At 32.0% G+C, this 21167-nt stretch carries 23 protein-coding genes; 13 read left to right on the top strand and 10 right to left on the bottom strand.

All coding sequences use genetic code 11. The features are described from left to right. Positions 1–185 precede the first annotated feature (185 nt). Positions 186–1184: a hypothetical protein gene (locus EJ01_RS11715; RefSeq protein ID WP_048080959.1), complete on the bottom strand. Its 999-nt coding sequence runs from the start codon at positions 1182–1184 to the stop codon at positions 186–188. A 14-nt stretch (positions 1185–1198) separates the two neighbouring features. Continuing rightward, entirely contained in the window at positions 1199–1753 is a 555-nt protein-coding gene (locus EJ01_RS11710; RefSeq protein WP_048080960.1) for a hypothetical protein, read from the bottom strand. A 540-nt stretch (positions 1754–2293) separates the two neighbouring features. Between EJ01_RS11710 and EJ01_RS11705 the strand changes: the two genes are divergently transcribed. Next, positions 2294–3634: a Shedu anti-phage system protein SduA domain-containing protein gene (locus EJ01_RS11705; protein WP_048080961.1), complete on the top strand. Its 1341-nt coding sequence runs from the start codon at positions 2294–2296 to the stop codon at positions 3632–3634. A 215-nt stretch (positions 3635–3849) separates the two neighbouring features. On the opposite strand, the gene EJ01_RS11700 is transcribed toward EJ01_RS11705, so the two are convergent. Next, positions 3850–4209 carry a hypothetical protein gene (locus EJ01_RS11700; protein ID WP_157197557.1) on the bottom strand — a complete coding sequence of 120 codons (360 nt, stop codon included), beginning with the start codon at positions 4207–4209 and terminating at the stop codon, positions 3850–3852. A gap of 374 nt (positions 4210–4583) precedes the next feature. Here EJ01_RS11700 and EJ01_RS11695 point away from each other — a divergent pair, with 374 nt between their 5' ends. Then, on the top strand, positions 4584–4829 hold the full coding sequence (locus EJ01_RS11695) for a hypothetical protein (protein ID WP_048080963.1): 246 nt from the start codon (positions 4584–4586) through the stop codon (positions 4827–4829). Positions 4830–5050: 221 nt separating this feature from the next. Here the strand turns inward: EJ01_RS11695 and EJ01_RS11690 are convergent, their stop codons facing one another. Continuing rightward, entirely contained in the window at positions 5051–5254 is a 204-nt protein-coding gene (locus EJ01_RS11690; RefSeq protein ID WP_048080964.1) for a hypothetical protein, read from the bottom strand. A 433-nt stretch (positions 5255–5687) separates the two neighbouring features. Between EJ01_RS11690 and EJ01_RS11685 the strand changes: the two genes are divergently transcribed. Beyond that, the gene (locus tag EJ01_RS11685; RefSeq protein ID WP_048080965.1) at positions 5688–6425 is read left to right on the top strand and encodes a HEAT repeat domain-containing protein; all 738 of its coding nucleotides are present in this window, start codon (positions 5688–5690) and stop codon (positions 6423–6425) included. 392 nt (positions 6426–6817) lie between these two features. Here EJ01_RS11685 and EJ01_RS11680 read toward each other — a convergent pair whose 3' ends face one another. Continuing rightward, the gene (locus EJ01_RS11680) at positions 6818–7516 is read right to left on the bottom strand and encodes a phosphoribosyltransferase (protein ID WP_048080966.1); all 699 of its coding nucleotides are present in this window, start codon (positions 7514–7516) and stop codon (positions 6818–6820) included. Between the two features lie 205 nt (positions 7517–7721). Further along, entirely contained in the window at positions 7722–8219 is a 498-nt protein-coding gene (locus tag EJ01_RS11675; protein WP_048080967.1) for a S1 family peptidase, read from the bottom strand. A 296-nt stretch (positions 8220–8515) separates the two neighbouring features. Between EJ01_RS11675 and EJ01_RS11670 the strand changes: the two genes are divergently transcribed. Next, entirely contained in the window at positions 8516–9226 is a 711-nt protein-coding gene (locus EJ01_RS11670) for a hypothetical protein (protein WP_048080968.1), read from the top strand. Positions 9227–9238: 12 nt separating this feature from the next. Here the strand turns inward: EJ01_RS11670 and EJ01_RS11665 are convergent, their stop codons facing one another. The 3 genes from EJ01_RS11665 to EJ01_RS11655 all read right to left on the bottom strand — a co-directional run bounded on the left by EJ01_RS11665 (position 9239) and on the right by EJ01_RS11655 (position 11574). Continuing rightward, the gene (locus tag EJ01_RS11665) at positions 9239–9970 is read right to left on the bottom strand and encodes a 4Fe-4S binding protein (RefSeq protein WP_052376125.1); all 732 of its coding nucleotides are present in this window, start codon (positions 9968–9970) and stop codon (positions 9239–9241) included. Between the two features lie 12 nt (positions 9971–9982). Further along, on the bottom strand, positions 9983–10579 hold the full coding sequence (locus EJ01_RS11660) for a TetR/AcrR family transcriptional regulator (protein ID WP_048080970.1): 597 nt from the start codon (positions 10577–10579) through the stop codon (positions 9983–9985). Positions 10580–10665: 86 nt separating this feature from the next. Continuing rightward, a complete protein-coding gene (locus EJ01_RS11655; RefSeq protein ID WP_048080971.1) occupies positions 10666–11574 on the bottom strand; it encodes a DMT family transporter in 909 nt (302 codons plus the stop codon). 882 nt (positions 11575–12456) lie between these two features. Here EJ01_RS11655 and EJ01_RS11650 point away from each other — a divergent pair. The 7 genes from EJ01_RS11650 (at position 12457) to EJ01_RS11620 (ending at position 17241) form a co-directional block, all read left to right on the top strand. Further along, positions 12457–13551, top strand: a complete 1095-nt coding sequence (locus tag EJ01_RS11650) for an ABC transporter permease (RefSeq protein ID WP_048080972.1) — start codon at positions 12457–12459, stop codon at positions 13549–13551. Further along, positions 13544–14212, top strand: coding sequence for an ABC transporter ATP-binding protein (locus EJ01_RS11645; RefSeq protein WP_048080973.1), 669 nt, complete (start codon positions 13544–13546; stop codon positions 14210–14212). The genes EJ01_RS11650 and EJ01_RS11645 overlap by 8 nt, the downstream gene beginning before the upstream one ends. A 101-nt stretch (positions 14213–14313) precedes the next feature. Continuing rightward, the gene (locus EJ01_RS16650) at positions 14314–14736 is read left to right on the top strand and encodes a hypothetical protein (protein WP_052376123.1); all 423 of its coding nucleotides are present in this window, start codon (positions 14314–14316) and stop codon (positions 14734–14736) included. A gap of 1 nt (position 14737) precedes the next feature. Further along, positions 14738–15076 carry a hypothetical protein gene (locus EJ01_RS11635; protein ID WP_048080974.1) on the top strand — a complete coding sequence of 113 codons (339 nt, stop codon included), beginning with the start codon at positions 14738–14740 and terminating at the stop codon, positions 15074–15076. 123 nt (positions 15077–15199) lie between these two features. After that, complete coding sequence (locus tag EJ01_RS11630; protein WP_048080975.1) at positions 15200–15406, top strand: helix-turn-helix transcriptional regulator; 207 nt, start codon at positions 15200–15202, stop codon at positions 15404–15406. A gap of 91 nt (positions 15407–15497) precedes the next feature. Beyond that, entirely contained in the window at positions 15498–16589 is a 1092-nt protein-coding gene (locus EJ01_RS11625) for an ABC transporter permease (RefSeq protein WP_048080976.1), read from the top strand. Next, positions 16582–17241 (top strand): ABC transporter ATP-binding protein, encoded by a 660-nt coding sequence (locus tag EJ01_RS11620; RefSeq protein WP_048080977.1) that lies wholly within the window; start codon positions 16582–16584, stop codon positions 17239–17241. Before EJ01_RS11625 ends, EJ01_RS11620 begins: the two co-directional genes overlap by 8 nt. A gap of 1509 nt (positions 17242–18750) precedes the next feature. Here the strand turns inward: EJ01_RS11620 and EJ01_RS11615 are convergent. Then, positions 18751–19212 (bottom strand): MarR family winged helix-turn-helix transcriptional regulator, encoded by a 462-nt coding sequence (locus EJ01_RS11615; protein ID WP_048080978.1) that lies wholly within the window; start codon positions 19210–19212, stop codon positions 18751–18753. Between the two features lie 443 nt (positions 19213–19655). On the opposite strand from EJ01_RS11615, the gene EJ01_RS11610 reads away from it, so the two are divergent. Beyond that, on the top strand, positions 19656–20747 hold the full coding sequence (locus tag EJ01_RS11610; protein WP_048080979.1) for an ABC transporter permease: 1092 nt from the start codon (positions 19656–19658) through the stop codon (positions 20745–20747). Further along, positions 20740–21167, top strand: a 428-nt coding sequence (locus EJ01_RS11605; protein WP_048192894.1) for an ABC transporter ATP-binding protein, incomplete at its 3' end; no start/stop codon positions are given. The genes EJ01_RS11610 and EJ01_RS11605, both read left to right, overlap by 8 nt.

Here is a 21167-nt window from a genome sequence, read left to right as displayed (position 1 = left end):
AAAAATGTTAAAGCACTTGAAGACCGAACGAGAACAATTAAAGAAAGAAATTAATGAACTTACAATAATGGTAGAAACGCAACGTAATTATATAAGTTCACTTGAAAAGCCATTGAATAATGGAGCAAAGAATAAAGATAAAGCTAGTATTTTAAAGAATTTAATTAAAATATAAAAAAAATAGGTCAAATGATTCTTACTGGTTTGCCCTCTATGATTCTAGAATCACCATATATACTTTTATTGTAGTATCTACCTACTGCTCTTACAAATTCTTTTAAAGCTTTTTTTGACTCTTCCTCAGGTAAAATAATCCTAGTACCATCTATATCAAAGTTTACATTATCATTTAGAGCACTTTTTATTTCAATAAGATTCTCTTCCTTAATAGATTCAAAAGCTTCTCTACAAATTTGATTTCTTAAAGTTCTCTGTAATACTCTATCTCCTTCAATCAGTTCTTTAACTTTAGTAGGTTCTTCAAAATTATTAAAAATACTACATGAAGATATAATTTCTTTAGCTTCATTTGCAAATTGGATATCTAAATCAAATATTGAATAATAATTCTCACAATTATTAATTAATCCAATTTTTAATTTTTCTTCCTCATCTTCGCTTTCTTCACTCTCATACTCAAATAAAAACATGAAATCAAAATAATTATCGATAGTTAAATCTTCTTTAATTTCCATTTTTTTAAAGATTTCATCACTAATAAAAATTCTCTTTTTACTGATCTTTTTATTATTATCCCTATCATTTTCTTCTTCAAGTAATACATTACGTGGCCATACTCTCCTTATTTGGCCTATTACTTTATTTTCATCTTTATAATATATTACAAAGCAATTTAAATCTTTTTTTATATCTTTTAAACTTGTAACTTCTCTTGATTCGGTAAAAGCTTCCTCAGAAAATTCTTTCCAATTTATTATATCATCTAGGTTATCTACCTTTACAAGGGACTTATCTAAATTATCATCAGCTTGATCTATTATATCATATTCATCAAGATCTTCAACATTTTTCTTAAGAAATTCTCCTACATCTTTCTCTAAATTTGGATCTAAATTAGTTCCATAAAAATTATACTTAGTTTTTCTAGTTTTCCCAGATATGCTTCTTTTTTGACAAAAAACTAACTGTGTTTTAATATCTCTATCTTTTACACTTTCAATCATTTCTTTGAATTTTTCTATGATTTCTTCGGTAATTTAAATTCCCCCCAATAAACTTCGTTGCTTATTCTTTTTACATCTCGAGCGTTGTGTCCTAAAGGAAGTTCCTGTTTTGTTAAAAGAAACGCTTTATACACTGCTTTACCCTTCTTTATATTAATTTCGTAAATATTATATCCCCAAATAAGGTTTAATAACGGATTTATACAAAAAAGAGGCGTTTTAATATAGATGAATCCAAGAAATATAAAGAAAACAATAAGTGCAATGAATAATCGTGTATCTGGTGTAAAACCAAAAAAAGGTACTAAATAAACTATAATAAATGCTAAAAACTCTGAATTTTTTGACTCTACCACTGAAAAATGTTCTATTTGATGATTTGAATCCTCAAATTCATCTATAACATAATTTACAATGCATAAAATAAGAACTATGAAAACTGCACAAAGACCTATACTTAAGAATACATAAGGGTCTAATGAAGCAAACCTGATACACATAAAAACAATTAACGGAACATAAGCTAATGCGAAAAATGCCCATTTGGATATTTTAGCTAGTTCTAACATTATATTACCTTTATTTTGTGTATCATATGGTATTACGATTTAATTATATTTAAATCTTAATAATTTTAATAATGTGCACAAAAATTGCTTAAATAAAGACTTAAAACATATACAATGATATATTAGATGCTTAAAATTAATTAATTTGTGAAAATTTAATTTTTATTTCAATATTAAGCCAATATAGCTATTTAAAAGTATAATGATCCCATATACTTATTAAAAATACTTATCAACAAGTCACAAATATTAAACTTAAGTTCTACTATATTTCATAATAGAAGTTAAGAAGTATCAATAGTAGAAGTACATTAAATAGTTAACAAACTTGTAAAAAGATTTGATTGCAAAATAAAACTACAAAAACTTGCAATTTGATGAATTTCATCGAAGAAAATAGTTTTTAAATTATTTTTAATGAGTAAAATAGATTGTAAATAATAAAGCAAGATTAACAGTATTTAATAGTACAAAACTCTATGGACGTTAGAGACTGTAATATAGTCTTTTTTAATTAAATATAATTAGGGCGTGGATATATTGGGCAATAGAGATAAAAAAAAGGTGTATGATACAATTAAACACGGAGATATGAGTTCAATTGTAAGAGCAGCTGAAATATTTAATTCAATAGATATGGATCAAGCCTACAGAAACTTTCAGATGATAAGTACAATAGATATGAGCCAATTTTGGATAAATACAGATATAATAAGTTCAATGAATATGAGCCCTATCTTAAACAAGTTTGAAATGATAAATTTGATAGATATGAGCCCCATTCTCAATAAAGCCGAAATGATGAGTTTAATAGATACTAGCCCTGTTCTCAATACAGCCAAAATGATGAGTTCAATGAATATGAGTTCAACCTTTAGAGCGGTTGAAATAATGAACTCAACAGATATAAATCCTGCCTTAAGGATTGCTGATACATTGAATTCAATGAATATAAGTCCCATAATTACTGAAATAATAAATTCTATGGATATAAGCCCAATCTTATGGGCAGCTGATGCAATGAGCTCAATGGATATGAGTCCAATATTGTGGACATCTAATATAGCGAATTCAATGATGACTCCCCTCTTGAGAGCAGCTGAAATAATGAACTCAAGAGATATAACTTCATTAATAAATTCATTTAAAGGAATAGATACTTTTTATATAAATAGTGAATTTTTATCTTCAGAAGTTTTATCTTCATTAAAAAGTAGGGAATCAGATAATGAAATTAGTATTGCAATCCCTGCAAGAGAACCTATAGACGGATGTGAACCTGTAGAAAATGATTTTAGTATTGTTCCTATAGAAGAATCTGATAAAATAGTAGAAAAACCCAATAAGTTAGAAACAGCTATTAAAGAACTTGAAAACCTTCTGGAAAGTAAATGTAATGATGAATCAAAATATCAATCTTTACTTAAAAATAATCCTGTACTGTTCGGACATATGTATTCTGAAATAAAATCTCATGAAACTTTTGATGACAAAAATATCCCCGATTTTACAGGTGTTCGCGTAATTGATGATTGCAATGACATATTTGAAATAAAAGCTCCATTTATAAACTTATTTGGTAAAAATGGAGAACCTTTAATAGCTTTTCATAAGGCATGGGCACAAATTGAACGTTATAGCAATTTTGCAGAAGACCACAGAAACTATCTTTATGAAGAGAAAGGCTTGAAATTCGAAAGTCCAAAAATCTTTCTTTATATAGGATACAATCTCGACGAAAATCAAAGAAAAGAAATTCGTAAAAGAGAAAGAAATTCTAGTCTTAATGTTAACGTGTATACATATAATGATTTATTAATATCCGCTAAAAATATGCTTAAGGTTCATAGAACACTCTTTGAAGGTGAAGAAAATTCTTAATAAAAATTAATATTAATAAATTGATTGAGATGATTATTTTAATTATGTAAATCTAAGATATTGCATCCAACAAAGAGGGTCAAACTTTTTTAGTTAAATAAATTTTTCAGACAGAGAATTAGTATTGAAATTTGATAGGTTATAACCACTCATGAAACAAATTTTAGTGTATTTATTGAAATTTATTAAACTACGTTATATACAGGTTATCAAAGCTAAAAAGTTATATTAAATACTACAACTACCAGAATAAATACACCTAAAAAGACAGTACAACCGAGCATTATATATCTAGAAATTCTCATAAACTTGTAAACGGATGTTTTTTTATACATTTCACGATGTTTCTCCAATTTCTCCAGATATTCCTCTCGATTTTCCTTTATTTCAGGGTGTTTATATGAAATATATTTGGAGTAACCAGAGATTATAATATAAATTACAAAGGCTATTACTAACAGAAAGCTAATAAAACCATAGATAGCACCCATAATACCAATAATTCCTAAAATAAATGGAAATATAGTAGATATCAAAGTTCCTTCACGATTTCTTATATATTGATTGACAGCCAAACAACCTACAATTATAAAAAAAATACCCATTATTAAAGAAATTATTAAATAAAATATAACAGGGATTACCATAATCAATCATTTCTAAATAAAATATAAAAATTTTTCGACAATCCCAAAAACAAGTAACAGGTAAACCTACCGTGACCCAAAATCCCAAGTACATCCCCATTAAAAGAAACATCCCCACTAATTTTATTTACATACTCTTTTTAACCTATGTCAGCATAGATATATTATCAAATTAAAATAATCTCAATGATTTATTTTTCGACTTTAAAAACCAGAATTTCAGAAATACTTAACTAATTAAAGTATGTTGAAAACTTATTTATCTTAATTTTTATAAATACAATTACCTGGGAGGATTTACCTTGAACCATGAAGAAAATGAAGAAGTAGAATGGGAAGAACCTAAATTAGAAGAAGCTGTTGATATTTTCAGGAAATATTTTAAAATTTCATTTGAAGCAGCAGGAAAAGAATGGACAGAAAAAAACGATGCAGAAATTAGATTTGCAGTATTAGAACTGGTAAATACTCCACTATATGATATAAGACAACTTTTACTCGAAGAACCCTGCGATTGTGATGATGAAGATTGTGATTGCAAAAAATAAAATGTTACAAAATTTTTTCAAAAACTTTGAATAAGTAAACTAAATTAATCTAATTTTCCAAGAATTTTACCTTTTTCTAATTAAATTCAAAATTTTAATTAACAAATCCGGAAAAGTGTAGTATACATAAAAAATCATCAAACTAGCTACAATTACAATAAGCAAAGTAATTATTGATGATTGATCCAAGAAATTAAGCACCGTCATAGATAGCAGGGCCTTTACGGCCTGCAGTGTGCTCGTTCTGAATTTTTAAACTTGATTTCAGTACGTAAACTGTTAATCTTTCCCATAATTTCTGAATTTTCTGCATTTCCTATACTTACGCCCCTGCTTGTAAAAAGTTCATTTTGAATATGTTTAATCTCATTTTCTAAATTATCTATTTCTTTTTCTAAATCCGAACATTTAGGCATACCCTGCATAACACATACCCCCATTATATCTAAATATATTAATAATATATTTTATATTTTTATTATTAATCGGTATTAAATGTAACTCTGAATAAAACCATTGCTTTTCAAACAGCAAAATTAAGATATAATGCCATATTTACAACCAATGCATTTAAAGTATGATTGATAAGATTGCTTTTAAACTTAACAGGGCAAATTTCGTGTAAAACTAAATATATGCACCTTATTGAAGCAATTAGAGAAGTTGAACTTAGATTTTTGGCTTACGAGTTTAGAAGGTGAAACTTTTCATGTTTCTGGGGAAGAGAAGTCTAAAATTTCAAGCAAACACGGGAGAAGATTAAATTAAAATGACCTGTAAAAGCAGGAATTATTTTTTAATTAAGTTTTTATATTATTTTAATCAACCTATTTTTAAGATTTCAGGAAAGGTGGATCAATGGGGCATGAAAATAAAACAGGAGAATTAATAGGTTTATTAGAAAATGAAAAGTGGCAAACACGATATAAAGCCTTAAGTTCCCTAATAAAACAGGACGATAATTCAGCGTTAGAAATTGTAAAAAAAATGTTAAATGAAGATGAAAATGCGCATGTACGAGAAATAGCAGTTGAATACCTTAAATTTAACAATTCATTTCCCCTAAAACCAATTAATCCTGAAAACGTGAATCTCTACCACTTTCCAATCAAAAATTCCCACACTAAGTTAGGCATAATAAATGCTACTTCTGATCCAACTTTATCTGAAAATGAAGCAATAGAAAATATTAAATATAAATTAAAGCAAGAGGCAGCGCAATTAGGGGCTAATGCAGTAATTAATATTAATTGTAGAAAAAAATTTTTATTACTTAAACAGTTTAAAGCTAAAGGATATGCAGTCCTTATAAATGATGCTCCTGAAAAGATACATGTTGAAAAGTCAAATAAAGTAATTTTACTGGGAATCCTATATATAATATGGGGCTTAAGCTATTTTCTATTTAACGGCACATTTAATCTATTCAGTATCTTTATTTTAGGTGGTGGTTTAATCATATTTACTGCCGGCATATTCAAAATTAAACAGTATCAAAAGGATAAACTTTATTTAACCATTATGGCCTCAATAATAATAGTTATGCTGATTTTAACCTATATACAAATGTCCCCATATATCGACTGGTGGTTATAACCAAACATATTGGAACCTATCCTTATGAAGACTATCAATCCATGTTCGAAAATGCCTAATATTAGAATATACGTAAACTATGAGCTATAGAAAAGAAGTATTCACTGAAATTTCTTTTAAATAAATATATAATATTGATCCTGAAAAAGCGTATTATGGGACAAATAGACGAAATAACTTTATAAAATGGTATGTACTTGCAGAATCTCTTTATATAATCTTAATGATGATAGGACTCCCCATAACATACTTTAGGTTTAACCCATCAAGATATTATAGATTTAATATTAACACCATTGGTTGTGTATGCATATGTTTACATTACCTGGCTAGATCACTAGCATTAATTTACAAATCAGACAAAAAATAAAAGATGTTTCTAAGTCAATTTTTTAAAGGTTCCTAAATGAACCCAAAAGTTCCGTTACCTCTTCTTCACCCACATCTGACCAGTGCTGGTACGCATCAGCCACAGCAAATGCCCATTCATTCCGGAGATTTGCGCAGTACACTTCTTCAACATTTGGGAGTATAAATTCCACAGCATTCAGGTTAGCAGTCGGCACTGCAATAATTATTCTGTTTGCACCTGCCTTTCTCAAAGCTTCCACAGCAACTAACATTGTAAAACCCGACGCAATTCCATCGTCCACCAGTACAGCAGGTCGGCCTGCTGCCTGAACAGGAGGCTTTCCTCCCCTAAATTCTGCCACCCTATTTCTAACCTTATTACGTGTTTGCTCAATTCCAGCCTCCATAATTTCCTCTTTAAGCCCAATTCGAGATATCATATCTTCGTTTAAACGTACCGTACCGTCAAAAGCTACTGCCCCATAGCCTGCTTCAGTATTCCATGGGAGCGTAATTTTACTTACAACCGCAATATCAAGTGGAATTTGGAGCTTAGAAGCCACTACTGCTCCAACTGGAACTCCCCCTGCAGGAATCGCAAAAACAATAGCTTCTGTATTTTTATACTGCATTAACATTTCTGAAAGAATTTCTCCTGCGTGTTCACGGTTGCGGAAAACCGCAGTCCTATTTCTAAAGTCTGGGACGTCAAAAAAGTTATCCTCCAAATGAATTACCATAAAAACACTCTCCAGCCATTTTAATGAAATATTCTACCGTTGAAATGATATTAATTTTTGAAACTGCGCTATTTAACTCATTATTACAATATCAATGAAATTATGAGTTCCTTAATTAATACTTTATTTAATTTTATTTATTTCTTACTAAAGTTGGACTTTGTATTAAAAATATTAAAAGCTGCCCCTTTAAAATTAGCCGTAATCACTGCTTCCTAAATATTTCAAGGGATACTGCAATTCCAGTTGCATTATTGTAAAATACAGATGCCAGTATCCCCACCACATTCCCATTTTGAATTATAGGAGATCCGCTGTCGCCGGGAAGAGGAAGTGTTTGGAATGAAAACGAGAGATAATGATAGGTCCTTCCAAGAGTCATGATGTTACATGGATTTTTAAATTTACCTTTAAGTGCATATGCGGACCCAATTTCTGGTTTTTCAATATTTGAAAATTTTAATGCAGATTCAGGTGCGTATACCTCTGCAACTGCAAGATCATGGTCAACAGATATCTCAATTACTTTAGCTTTAAATCCATTTACCTTTAAAGTATCACCTAAACTGCAGCCCCCTACCTTTAAAACATGAAATGCAGTTAAAATACAGTTTTTATTTTCATATTTCAGGACTGCCCCAATAACTCCATCTTTACCGTTACATACTAAAGCCCCGCCTGCCTTTACTTTTTGAGTTTTCATTTTAACGCTATTTTGTTTTAAATATTAATTTAGTATTAATTCTTTAAATAATATGAATATAAAAAAATATGAAAATTAAATTGAATAATCTGCAAATTAGATAAAATAAGTGTTTATATCATAAAATAGCAACTTTAAAGTCATTATATGCCTATAATTACATTATGGACAATTTAATATCCAAACATAAAATTTAAAATAGTTATTATATAAAACAAAATAGTAATATTTAAATTATTGATAATCAAACATTCATAAAACAGTTTAGTAGTTATACATAATATGAGGCCGTAAAGATGACTGATCCAAAACCAAAGATACATAAACCAAAAATCCCATCCTGGGAAAAGAATCTGTTAATGGGAATGAGCATATTCCTTTTAATCTCAGGTATTTATATTTTGATATTCGGCGGCGTAAACGGTACTGAGAGAATTTTTGGACTGCTTATCCTTATTGCACTTGTTATAATTTATACTCCATCATTTTTCACCCGTGGAAGGATACGAGCCATACCTGTAGAAATTGAAATTTTAATTCTATTAATGGTTTTATTTGAGCTTGTAGGAGGCGATGCCCTCGGGCTTTATGTGAGCATTCCGCATTACGATAACTTCATGCATTTCATGCTGCCGCTCTATATCGCTTTAATAGGTATGATGGTTATTTATACAATGTACTTCTACGGAAGGCTTAAGGCAACCATACCTGCCATGGCTGTGCTTATTGTGCTTGTAACCATAGGATTTGGAGGCGTACTTGAGATGGGAGAGTACACTTACGATAAATATTTATCCCACACAGTTATCGGGCAAATCACTGGAAATACACAAATGCAGGGCTCTCCAACACAGGATCCCCTTGATGATACCATGAATGACCTGTTTACAGATACTGCAGGTGCAATTGTTGGAGCATTTATTGGTGTTTGGTTAATTAGAAGGGCTGAAAAGCGGGGTTCGCACTGGGAAGTGGCTGACGAGATTGAAGAATTGATAGAGGAATGAGTTGATGATCAATCATTTCTTTTTAATTGAACCAAAATTATAACTCATAACTTTTTCAGGACATGCATCCACGCATTCCCCGCACATGATGCATTCTGAATCAGATATAAACTTATTTTTTACCCGTCCGGATATATTGATACTCATCGGGCATTTATCATTACATATATCACAGTTTATGCATTTCTGCGGGTCAGTTCTTATATATAAAGAAGGATATTTAGCCAATTCTTTTATCCTTGTTCCAACTACCATAAATGGAGCTAACCAGCAAATATAAAGACATCCTGCACGTTTACCAACGGTAAAAGCGAGGATTGTTATTATCCCAACTCCAGCATAATATATAATATACTCCTGCAGCTCAGGAATGTTAAGTTTACTCTGATATAACAAGTCTATGTGATTTAATCCTCCAGATTTAAATATTGCAACAGCTATTGCTGATACTAATCCAAGCCAAAAAATATATTTGAGCTTTTTGAATTTTGTCGACTTTGGAGTCTTATTAACAACAACAGAACAGTACTCCTGAATCCCTCCCGCTGGACACAGCCACCCACAGAATGCCCTACCTACAAAAAGAGATGATAAAAATAGAGATATGTAAATAACCAGTCCTCCGACTATAACTCCCTGAACTGTTCCCATCATTACAGTCACTGGAGATAGAAATGGCTTAAATAAAGGGAAAATAAGGAGAGCTATCAAAAGTATTCCTTTTCTTTTATTCTGGCGATCCATATTTATTTCCCCTTATTTCACATCTGTTAGTTTTAGAGCGATCATATCCACATAAAACTGGATTACTTCATCAAAATACTCTTCTCCAATCTCTCTTTTGTGGGTTGAAAGAAGCAGCAAGCCGCGTATTACATTCGCCATGAGTGATGGGTCAATTTCAATTATAAGGCCTTCTTTTTGTAGTTTAGATAAGAAAGCAGTCATAGGCCCTAAAAAATCAGCGTTATTCCCCGAATCTGCAGTTGTCATTTTACGCCGTACCAGTTCAAATTCTCCAGGGATTAGTAATTTATTTAAAATAGGGTTTGAGTGAATTTCCCCAATTGCATTAATTAAAAAGCTTTTAATTATTTCTTTAACCGGTTTTTCTCTATCAAGTGTTGTAATATTTTCTTTTGCCAGGTTTTTAATTTCTTCAGACATTATCTTGAAATATAATTCTTCTTTAGAATTAAAGAACGTGTAAAAACTCCCCTTAGCAATTCCTACTGATTTCGTGAGGTCTTCAATGCTGGTTTTTTTAATTCCATACACTGAAAATAATTCTTTACCTTTCTCCATGAACATTTTATTTAGATACTCTTTTTCATTTTTATCGAAGGCTTTCATTACATAATCCCCTCTTAAAACTCTATGACTACTTTGGATTTTTAGTCATATAAATATATCGACATCACCACTCCCCAATAAATGATTTATTTTTGCCCTTTATACAAAATTAAAACACCCAGCAACATTAAAATTCCAAATAATATTCTTAAAACAGTTAAAGGTTCGCCCAGTGCAAAATAAGCAGTTATAGCCCCAAAAAGAGAACTAAGAGCAAATATAGATCCTGTTCTTGTCGAACCGATAACCCTGAGTGAATAATATATCAATACAAGCGAAAAGCTCACAGCAACAATTCCAATAAAAAGTAGGAGAGGCAGCCGGAACAAAGGTAAGGTAAAGTTCAGCCCCAAAATTAAAGACAAAAATAATAAAATTGAACCCCCAATTCCTGATTTTAAAGCAGTTATAAATATTATATTCTGTTTATGGCTTAAAAATTTGCTTAAACTGGTATCAAGGCTCCAGAAAAATGATGCTGAAATTACAAGGAGACTTCCAAACAGGCCCTGATTAAAGGAAAGATCCCTCAGGTCATTGGTGCTTAAAACTACTGCCCCTATTAACAAAAGGGCAAACCCTAGAATATCTTTTTTATGAACTTTTTCTTTGAGGAAAAAAATTCCAATAATGATAATAAATAGTATCTCTACATTTGTTAAAAGAGCAGCATTTACCGCAGTTATCCTGCTTAAACCACTTAAATATAATGCAGGAGCTATAACTGAGCCAAAAATTGCAGTTAAAAACAGAATCAAATATTCCTTTTTAGATATGAAGTTTTCCACCCTGCTTTTCTTGTTTATGGTCTTCAATATTCTATTTTTAAGGGGAGAAAGGTAAACAAAAAACAGAAACACGCTTGCTATTAAATATGTAAGCGCTGCAAGGGCGAAAGGGTGAAGATATCCAAGCAGTATCTTGTCCAGTGAAAACCATACCCCAAAAAGAATGGCCACCATTAATGCGCTTAAATATCCCCACGAACGATTCATACTACACCTGAGAAACTTTGAATTTAATTAAATTCACCAATTGATACTGTTTAAGACCTTTAATTAAATATCCCACAAACGATTCATATTACCCCACAGCTTTGAATTTAAGTAAATTCACCATTTTGTTTGATACTGTTTAAGACATTTAATATTATAGTGAATGACGTAACTTTTTAAACTTATACATTTTAGGTACATGCAAAATCGTAAATTTTGACAGCTGGAGAAAAAAATGCTATGCATTTTATTCTACGCATCAAAAATCTATGATTTTTGACAGCTGGAGAAAATGCAACGCATGCAAAAATCTTCGATTTTTGCTGTGTCAAATCAGAGCTTACAAATCTTTGATTCGTGCCCCAAAAATTCTTTGAATTTTTGAGGGATTTGACAACATTTTCTGTGTTTGCGAATTGAAACATGCGAATCTTTCGATTCGTGCCCCAAAATTCCTTGAATTTTAAGGGATTCGCAACCGCAAAAACCTCTGGTTTTTGCAGGCATCAAAAACAAAGCATTCGAATCTTCGATTCGATGCGTCAAAACAAAGATTTTGACAGTTTTTGATAGTAGTCAAAAATATTTGGTCATTCACTATGGAGTTAATCATTATAATTTTCTTTTTTTTTAACATGCCCCTTATTTCAAAACATTTATATATAATGTAATGTATTTTTTACATTAGATGTAACATATTTTTTACATGAGGTGAAAAAAATAGTAATTAAAAATGCATAAAGGGTTTAAAATGACATGTTCTATCCCAAAACTTAGATAATGAATATTTAAATAGAGACTAATCAATTAAACGCAAATTACGCTGATTAAAGCTCTAAAGAAGAAATGATATATAAACTAAATGAATATCGGAGGAATTAAATGAGCATTTACAAGTTATCGTTCAAAAATTTCAAAAGACGGAAATTGAGAAGCGCTTTAACCATGTTAGGTGTTATAATAGGAGTAACTGCCCTGGTAGCACTGATGGGTATTGGTACAGGAATGTCATCCTACATGAAATCACAGACAGAGACCATGATGGGTGATGTAACGATTGTAAACAGTTCTGGTGGATCAGGATTCATGGGATCTGCGGGAACTAGTTCCTATCTAAATTCAAAAGCTGTCTCTAAGCTAAAAAATATGTCAGAGCTTTACGATTTTAAAGAACAGACCCAATTTAACAGCCAATTAGGCAATATGCCGATAGTGGTAGTGGGGACAACTGAATGGGATCAGGTAAAGATGAACGGGACCCCCGGTGTTGTTATCAGTAAGTCAATCGTAGATGCTTTAGGTTATAAAATTGGAAGCAATATAACCATTGAAGGTAAGAAGCTGACAGTAACAGGAATAAGCAACGAAAGTGGGTTTGGAGCAGGGATTGTAGTTTTAAATATAGATAAAGCCCTTCAGATGAACGATGGTAAGATGTCAGTTATTACAGCAAATACCAAAGGCGATCCCGATACTGTAAAAAAAGAAATTGAAAGCACAGTAAATGGTACCAGCGCTATAACCAAATCAGATTACAGCAAACAGATTGATACCATGATGAACGGAATAACTATGTTTGTAGGTGCAATTGCCAGTATCGCACTGCTGGTAGGAGTTATAAGCATTATAAACATCATGCTGGTTAACGTTTCTGAAAGAACAAGAGAAATTGGAGTGTTAAAAGCAATAGGATTCAAAAACAGAGAAATATTAGGCAGCATACTTGCAGAAGCTGGATTTTTAGGATTTACAGCATCTGTAATAGGTGTAATAATAGCTGCAGTTTTAATGCAAATTGGAATCACATTATTTGCACAGCAACTGGGTATGGGAAGCATCAGCTTAACCCAGATGTTACCGGTATGGCTGGTGGCAGGAGTAATTGCAGGTGCTACTGTTTTAAGTATTTTAGCAGGTTTATATCCTGCGTGGCACGCTTCAAGATTAAATGTAGTGGAGGCGCTGAGATATGAATAACAAAGTGCTGGAATTTAATGACGTGTGGAAAACGTATAAAATGGGAACCGAAAATATACAGGCACTCCGGGGTATAAACCTAAAAGTAAATAAAGGTTCATTTATTGCCATAATGGGGCCTTCTGGATCCGGAAAATCAACACTGCTCCACCTGGCAGGAATTCTTGATATACCAAGTAAAGGAACTGTTCTACTAAATGGAAAAAATATCAAAGAGTATACAGGGAATGAACAGGCCGAACTTAGAAGAAAAAATATTGGGTTCATATTTCAGCGTTATAACCTAATGCCGCAGCTTACAGCATTAGAAAATGTTATGCTGCCCATGATTTCACCCGATTCCAAAAAAGCAAAGGAATTATTAGACAAAGTAGGATTATCCGACAAATACGACCGTTATCAGACGCAGCTTTCAGGTGGAGAACAACAAAGAGTGGCCATTGCCAGAGCTTTAGCCAATGATCCATCTATTCTACTTGCCGACGAGCCTACAGGAGAACTCGATACAGTAAATACACGGAAAATAATGGGATTACTAAAAGATCTAAATCAAGAAAAGGGATTAACTATTATAATAGTAACCCACAATCCTCTCGCTGCAGAATTCGTAGAAGAAGTAATTAAAATGCAGGATGGGGACATTCTGGATTTAGGATGGTAATTTTGGGTTTAAACCCCTTATCTTATTTTTTTTAAGAAAAATAAGATAAAAATAATTAGAATCTAAAAACAAACTTGTAAATCAAGAATATGGTGAAAAAAATGGTAATTGCAAAACCTGAATGGTTTAAAAAGAAAAATAGGACATCTTCAATTTTTGATATACCGCTGAAAGGATGGATCTATAATATAATTGCAATGTCTGTGATCTTTATAGGAGTAATGCTGCCCCAAAACATAATAACAGAAACTATAGTTGCAGGAGTTTTTTTATTTTTAATTATGGATGAAAATATTGTTTCATTAAAGTCACTTGATGAACGGGAACATATGCATTACGCTATTGCGATGAGAAATATGGCCTGGGGAGTACTAATAATTATGATTACAGGCTCAATAATCCTGATTAATAATTTTAACGGCACTGATATTAAAACAGGGTTGTACATCCTAATCATGATTACCGCTGTTGGAGGAGCCTTAATAAATAATATAACCAGACATAAACTGGAAAAGGAGAATTAAAATGAAAAACGCATTATGGTACTTAGGATTTTTAAGCCCGCTGAGTTTGCTGTATTTTGTAACTGGAAACATTGGATTTGCAGGCTTTGCAGCATTTGTGGTCTATTTCACAATTTACGACAAAAATGATGAAAGGTTACAGGCAAATGTTGGACTGGCAACCCGAAATACATTTCTTTATGTTATATTCGCAGGTGCGATATCTTTAATTTACATAAGCATGACTAAAGATATGTCTTACTTCCCACAAGCATTCACTCTGCTTTTTTCAGGCAGTATAATAATCTGTGTACTTTCATATTTCTTTTACAACTTCCGGGAAGAAGTAATAACAAAATAATTTTTCCATAAGGGGCGCTTTACGTATGTCAATACAGTACAAATTCGGCAGGAACCTCCAAACATATTATTTTAATCATCTGCGTGTTTTTGTGCTTGTATACAATTTCATGGAAGAACACCTATGAAAACAAGAATTAAAGAATATAGAAAAGAACTTAAAATGACTCAAGAGGAGTTAGCAGAAGCTGTTGAAGTAACACGGCAGACAATTATAGCTTTAGAACAGGGTAGGTATAACCCCTCTCTAATTTTAGCCTACAGAATTACTAAAGCTCTCAAAAGGGGATACATTGAGGAAGTATTCGAACTGGAGGACATAGAACTATGATAATTAATTTTGTAATAAGTTATTGAATAAAATGTAATATCTGTATAATTAAATGCATTACTTAGATTTATTGTATGTTTGGAGGTTTCAAATGAGCATTTATAAACTATCTTTTAAAAATTTTAAAAGAAGAAAACTTAGAAGCGCCCTAACTATGCTGGGTGTGATTATAGGCGTTACTGCCCTAGTGGTACTTATGGGTATTGGTACAGGGATGACGTCCTACATGAAAGAGGAAACTGAATCACTTATGGGTGATATTACCATAGTAAACAGCTCCGGCGGATCAGGAATCACAGGATCTACCGGCGACACATTTCTAAACTCTGCTGCAGTTTCCAAAATAGAAAACATGCCCCAACTTTACGATATTAAAAAAGAATCACAATTCTACACCCAATTAAACAACATGCAGATAGTTGTTGAAGGAATCAGCGACTGGAATCAGATAAAAATTAACGGTACCCCTGGCGTTGTTATAAGTAAATCACTTGCTGATGATTTTAATTATAAAATTGGAAGTAACATAACTATTAAAGACCATAAATTAACAGTAACTGGGACAACCAACGAAGGCGGGTTCGGAATAGGGCTTGTATTCATAAACATAGATAAGGCTCTTGATATGAACCATAATAATGTATCTACTATTTCTGCAAATACTAAAGGCGATCCAGATACTGTTAAAAAAGAAATAGAAAGTTCTATAAATGGTACAAGTGCATTCACAAAAAATGACTACACACAACAGATAGATAATATAATGCAAACAGTAACCCTCTTTGTAAGTGCCATAGCCAGCGTTGCGTTACTGGTGGGTGTTATAAGCATTGTAAACATCATGTTAGTTAATGTTTCTGAGAGGACAAGAGAAATTGGAGTACTTAAAGCGATAGGCTTTACAAACAGAGAAATACTGGGAAGTATTCTTACAGAAGCGGGTTTATTGGGTTTTATGGCTTCAGTAATAGGCATAATTGCAGCTGCCATTTTAATGGAAATGGGAATTATGTTATATGGACCTCAGTTAGGTCTAGAAAATATGAGCTTTACCCAAATGCTGCCCTTGTGGTTAGTTGCAGGTGTAATCGTAGGTGCTACAATTTTAAGTGTTTTAGCAGGATTATATCCCGCATGGAGGGCATCTAAACTAAACGTTGTGGAGGCACTGCGATATGAATAACGATGTACTGGTATTTAATCATGTCTGGAAAACATATCAAATGGGAACAGAAGAAGTAATGGCGCTTAAAGGAGTTAATTTAATTATAAATGAAGGCACTTTTACAGCGTTAATGGGGCCTTCTGGATCTGGAAAATCAACACTGCTCCACCTGGCAGGAATACTCGATACACCCACAAAGGGAGCTGTTTTAATGAACGGGAAAAATATCAAAGAGTATTCATTAAAAGAACAGGCAAAAATCCGGAGGGCTAATATTGGATTTGTATTCCAGCGGTTTAATTTAATGCAGCAGCTTACAGCATTAGAAAATGTTATGTTACCTATGATTTCACCTGATTCGGGAAAAGCCAAAAAACTCCTTGACAAAGTAGGATTATCAGACAAATACAACCGTTACCATACACAGCTTTCAGGTGGGGAGCAGCAGAGGGTTTCCATTGCGCGCGCCCTTGCAAATGATCCATCACTTTTACTGGCCGATGAGCCTACAGGAGAACTCGATACTCAAAATACAAGGATAATAATGGAATTACTCCAGGAATTAAATCAAAATGATGGGTTAACAATCGTAGAGGTAACACACGATCCACTATGTGCAGAATATGCAGACAGGGTAATCAAAATGCAGGACGGCAGCATACTCCGTTAATTAATTTTTTTTTGACTAATTTCATTTAAATTCTATTTTTAACCAGTTAACGTATTGAATTTAAGATCAGTATCTTTTTATTTAAGCACATCAACATAATCTCTCATGTCTATCATCATATGCATGGTTTATACAGATTACATGTTTACGGGTTAATTTAAATTTGAGCTTGTTTTAAAAGAAATTCCATTTATTTAATCAAAAATTACATAATAATTTAGTACTATTTGCACAATACTCCAACATGAGCTATTTTAATTAAGTTATAATTTAATTAAAAATTCCACTTTTAAAAAAGTAATTAAAGGAATATAGGCCTATCCCATTGCCAGATATTCCTTTAAAGAAAATGTGTTATGATGAGTGGGAATTTGTATGGGATATGCCTATTAAATTATTATACATTAAACGCATTACAGCACCAATCTTTTATTGAAGCTACTAAATACTTATCGAAGATATTACTGGCCTTAATAAATCCAGCAAACTCATTAACATATTTTTCGCCCCATTAAAATGGCCATAACACGATTACAGTATTAAAATAACAAACACACTAAGGACTGTAATAAACCTCCTAATAAATCTAACAGCTGGTATAAAAAGCCACAGCAGTCTACCATGTTTCTCACCTCCTTTAAACTAATTTTATACTATGCTGGTGGCACTAAAATAAAATACCTAAAAGGGAACCTAACAAACCTCCTAATAAATCTAATAGCTGGTATAAAAAGCCACAGGTTTCTATCATGCTTTTCACCTCCTTTAAACTAGTTTTAATACTTCACAGTATTAAAATAACTAGCAGTGCCTGTAATAAATCTTTATTAAACATAAAGGGTGTAACAAGTCTGATAAAATGTTTTATCACACTTTTCACCCCATAAAGACTCCATTACGCCTCAAATATTATAATATAAGTCCTAATAAAGGACTTACTAGCCCGCCTACTAATGATATAACAGGGCTTAATAAAGCCAATAAAGCTTCCAACATATTTTTCACCTCCTATAAATCCGTATTTGATTTTATTTAACACATTCCTAATAAACATTGTTTAAGTATTAATATTTGACTATTCAAGATTGCAATGAGTCAAATCGTGGAATTATTAGGATTTATAAAAGGTTAAATAGAGTTATTAACACGTTTTTATTTATATAATTTCAAATTCATACCTATGGGAGGACATACAAATGAATATACATTCTATTGTTCATTATGACTACACAGGTACTATTTTTAAAATTTGCAAATTTTCAATAGGGGATCCTCTAAATTATACTAAAAATCTAAAAAATAAGATATCAAAGGCAAAATTTCCTATTAAAAAATAAAGTTGAATTAAAACATGAAATAGAAATCTCTATCATGTGTTAGCTAAAGTATATTCGGTCCAGTTAGGTAGTAAAACATACTTAACGATATTTAAAGAATGATTTACTATCTTAACTAAACCTTTGCAGTAAAATTAAAAAATTTTAGGCTTGACTTACTGCTTGCAGATACTTAAAAATTTTTTCTTCCATTATCTATTCTTAAGAATACCTGCTTGATATTTTCAATTGATCTGCAAATTTCATTCATATCTTTATCGTTGTAAAAAGAAAAATCTTCTTTCGTTTCTTCAATTTTACTTTTACGCCATTTATCCAGATATTCATCACCTTTACCCGTAAGGGCAATTTTAATTACCCTCCGATCGCTCATATCATGTAATCTCTGGATCAACCCATCTTCAACAAGTTTATTGGTCAGATAGGTCATATTTTGTTTTTTCATCCCAATTAAGGTTCCAATTTCAGATATGGATAGTTCTCCCCTTTCTTTCAATATTATCAATGTTAAATAATGGGCAAATGACATTTTTATACGCCCATTACTGGTCTTATACTTCAAAACGTTTTTTTGAAAAAGTTGGTATAACAAAAATAAATTATCCAACATTTCTCCTAATTTTTCCTCATCCATTAATAATGCCTCCTCTATTCATATTATAATGTTCTATATAAATATTAATGTGATAATGTATTACACCTCCCATAATGTCCAATGTCAGATGTTAATAGAAACTTCAGCAGTTAAGCACATATTCATATTTTCATTCTTGAAAATCTAAAGCTTAATCAAAGTATTTTTGTATATTATTTATTTATTAAGTCTATTTAAATACATAAATGTGATATTTTTAAATAAAAGCATTATTAAGCTATTTAAATAAAAATTAAACTGAAATTTAGACTATTAATTTTTTAATGAAATGACTAATTGTGTATTAAATGCTAAAAATTCAATTCATACCAAATTAAAAAAATTTAATAGTTAATACGTCAATAGTATTAAAGTAAGATAAATAGTTGCATCCAAAAAATGCAACATTATTTCAGGCAAGTATCTACATTCGGAGGAATCAAATGAGCATTTATAAACTATCCTTTAAAAATTTTAAAAGAAGAAAACTTAGAAGCGCCCTAACCATGTTAGGAATAGTAATAGGAGTAACTGCCCTAATTAGTCTTATAGGTATTGGTACTGGAATGTCGTCTTATATGAAAGATCAAACAGCTTCCCTCATGGGCGACGTTACCATAACAAATAGCTCTGGAGGGTCAGGAATTACAGGATCTACAGGTGATTCATTTTTAAATACTGCTGCAGTTTCCCAGATAGAAAATATGTCAGATCTTTACAACATTAAAAAAGAAACACAGTTCACCACACAAATGAATAACATCCAGGTAATGGTTATAGGAATGAGTGACTGGAACCAGTTGAAATTTAACGGGACTCCCGGCGTTGTTATCAGTAAATCACTTGCAGATGAATTAAATTATAAAATTGGAAGCAATATAACCGTTAAAAATCAAAAAATGTCAGTTACCGGGATAACTAACGAAGGAGGAGACAATGGGGCATACGTGTTCATGAATGTTGATAAAGCTCTTCCTCTAAACAGCAACAAGGTATCAAGTATAACTGCAAATACTAAAGCGGACCCAGATACTGTAAAAAACCAGATTGAAAGTGCTGTAAACGGTACAAGTGCTTTAACAAAGTCAGACTACACCAAACAGATCGATAATATAATGCAAACAGTAACCCTCTTTGTAGGTGCTATTGCAGGTGTTGCATTACTGGTGGGAGTTATAAGCATTATAAACATCATGTTAGTCAATGTTTCAGAGAGGACAAGAGAAATTGGAGTATTAAAAGCAATCGGGTTTAAAAATAGAGAAATATTAAGCAGCATACTTACAGAGGCCGGTCTTTTAGGTTTATTATCCGCCATAGTAGGGGTAGTTGTAGCGGCGGTCATACTCGAACTTGGAATTATGTTCCTTGCACCGCAATACGGTATTAGCGGCATTAAACTCACCCAAATGTTGCCTTTATGGTTAGTCGCTGCAGTAATTGGAGGTGCTACAATTTTAAGTGTTCTGGCAGGATTATATCCCGCATGGAGGGCATCTAAACTAAACGTTGTGGAGGCACTGCGATATGAATAACGATGTACTCGAATTTAATGAAGTCTGGAAAACATACAAAATGGGATCAGAGGACATACAAGCACTTAGAGGGGTTAATTTAACAGTAAACAGCGGTTCATTTATTGCCATAATGGGTCCTTCTGGATCTGGAAAATCAACACTGCTCCACCTGGCAGGAATACTCGACACACCCACAAAGGGAACTGTCTTGTTGAACGAAAAAAATATCAAAGAGTATACAAAAGATGAACAGGCAAATCTCAGAAGGGCAAACATTGGATTTGTATTCCAGCGGTTCAATTTAATGCCGCAGCTTACAGCATTAGAAAATGTTATGCTGCCCATGATTTCACCAGATTCGGGAAAAGCCAAAAAACTCCTTGACAAAGTAGGATTATCAGACAAATACAACCGTTACCATACACAGCTTTCAGGTGG

Origin of the sequence: Methanobacterium veterum, assembly GCF_000745485.1 — an archaeon.
Classification (GTDB): Archaea; Methanobacteriota; Methanobacteria; order Methanobacteriales; family Methanobacteriaceae; genus Methanobacterium_D; species Methanobacterium_D veterum.
This window is presented reverse-complemented; position numbering and strand designations above follow the sequence as displayed.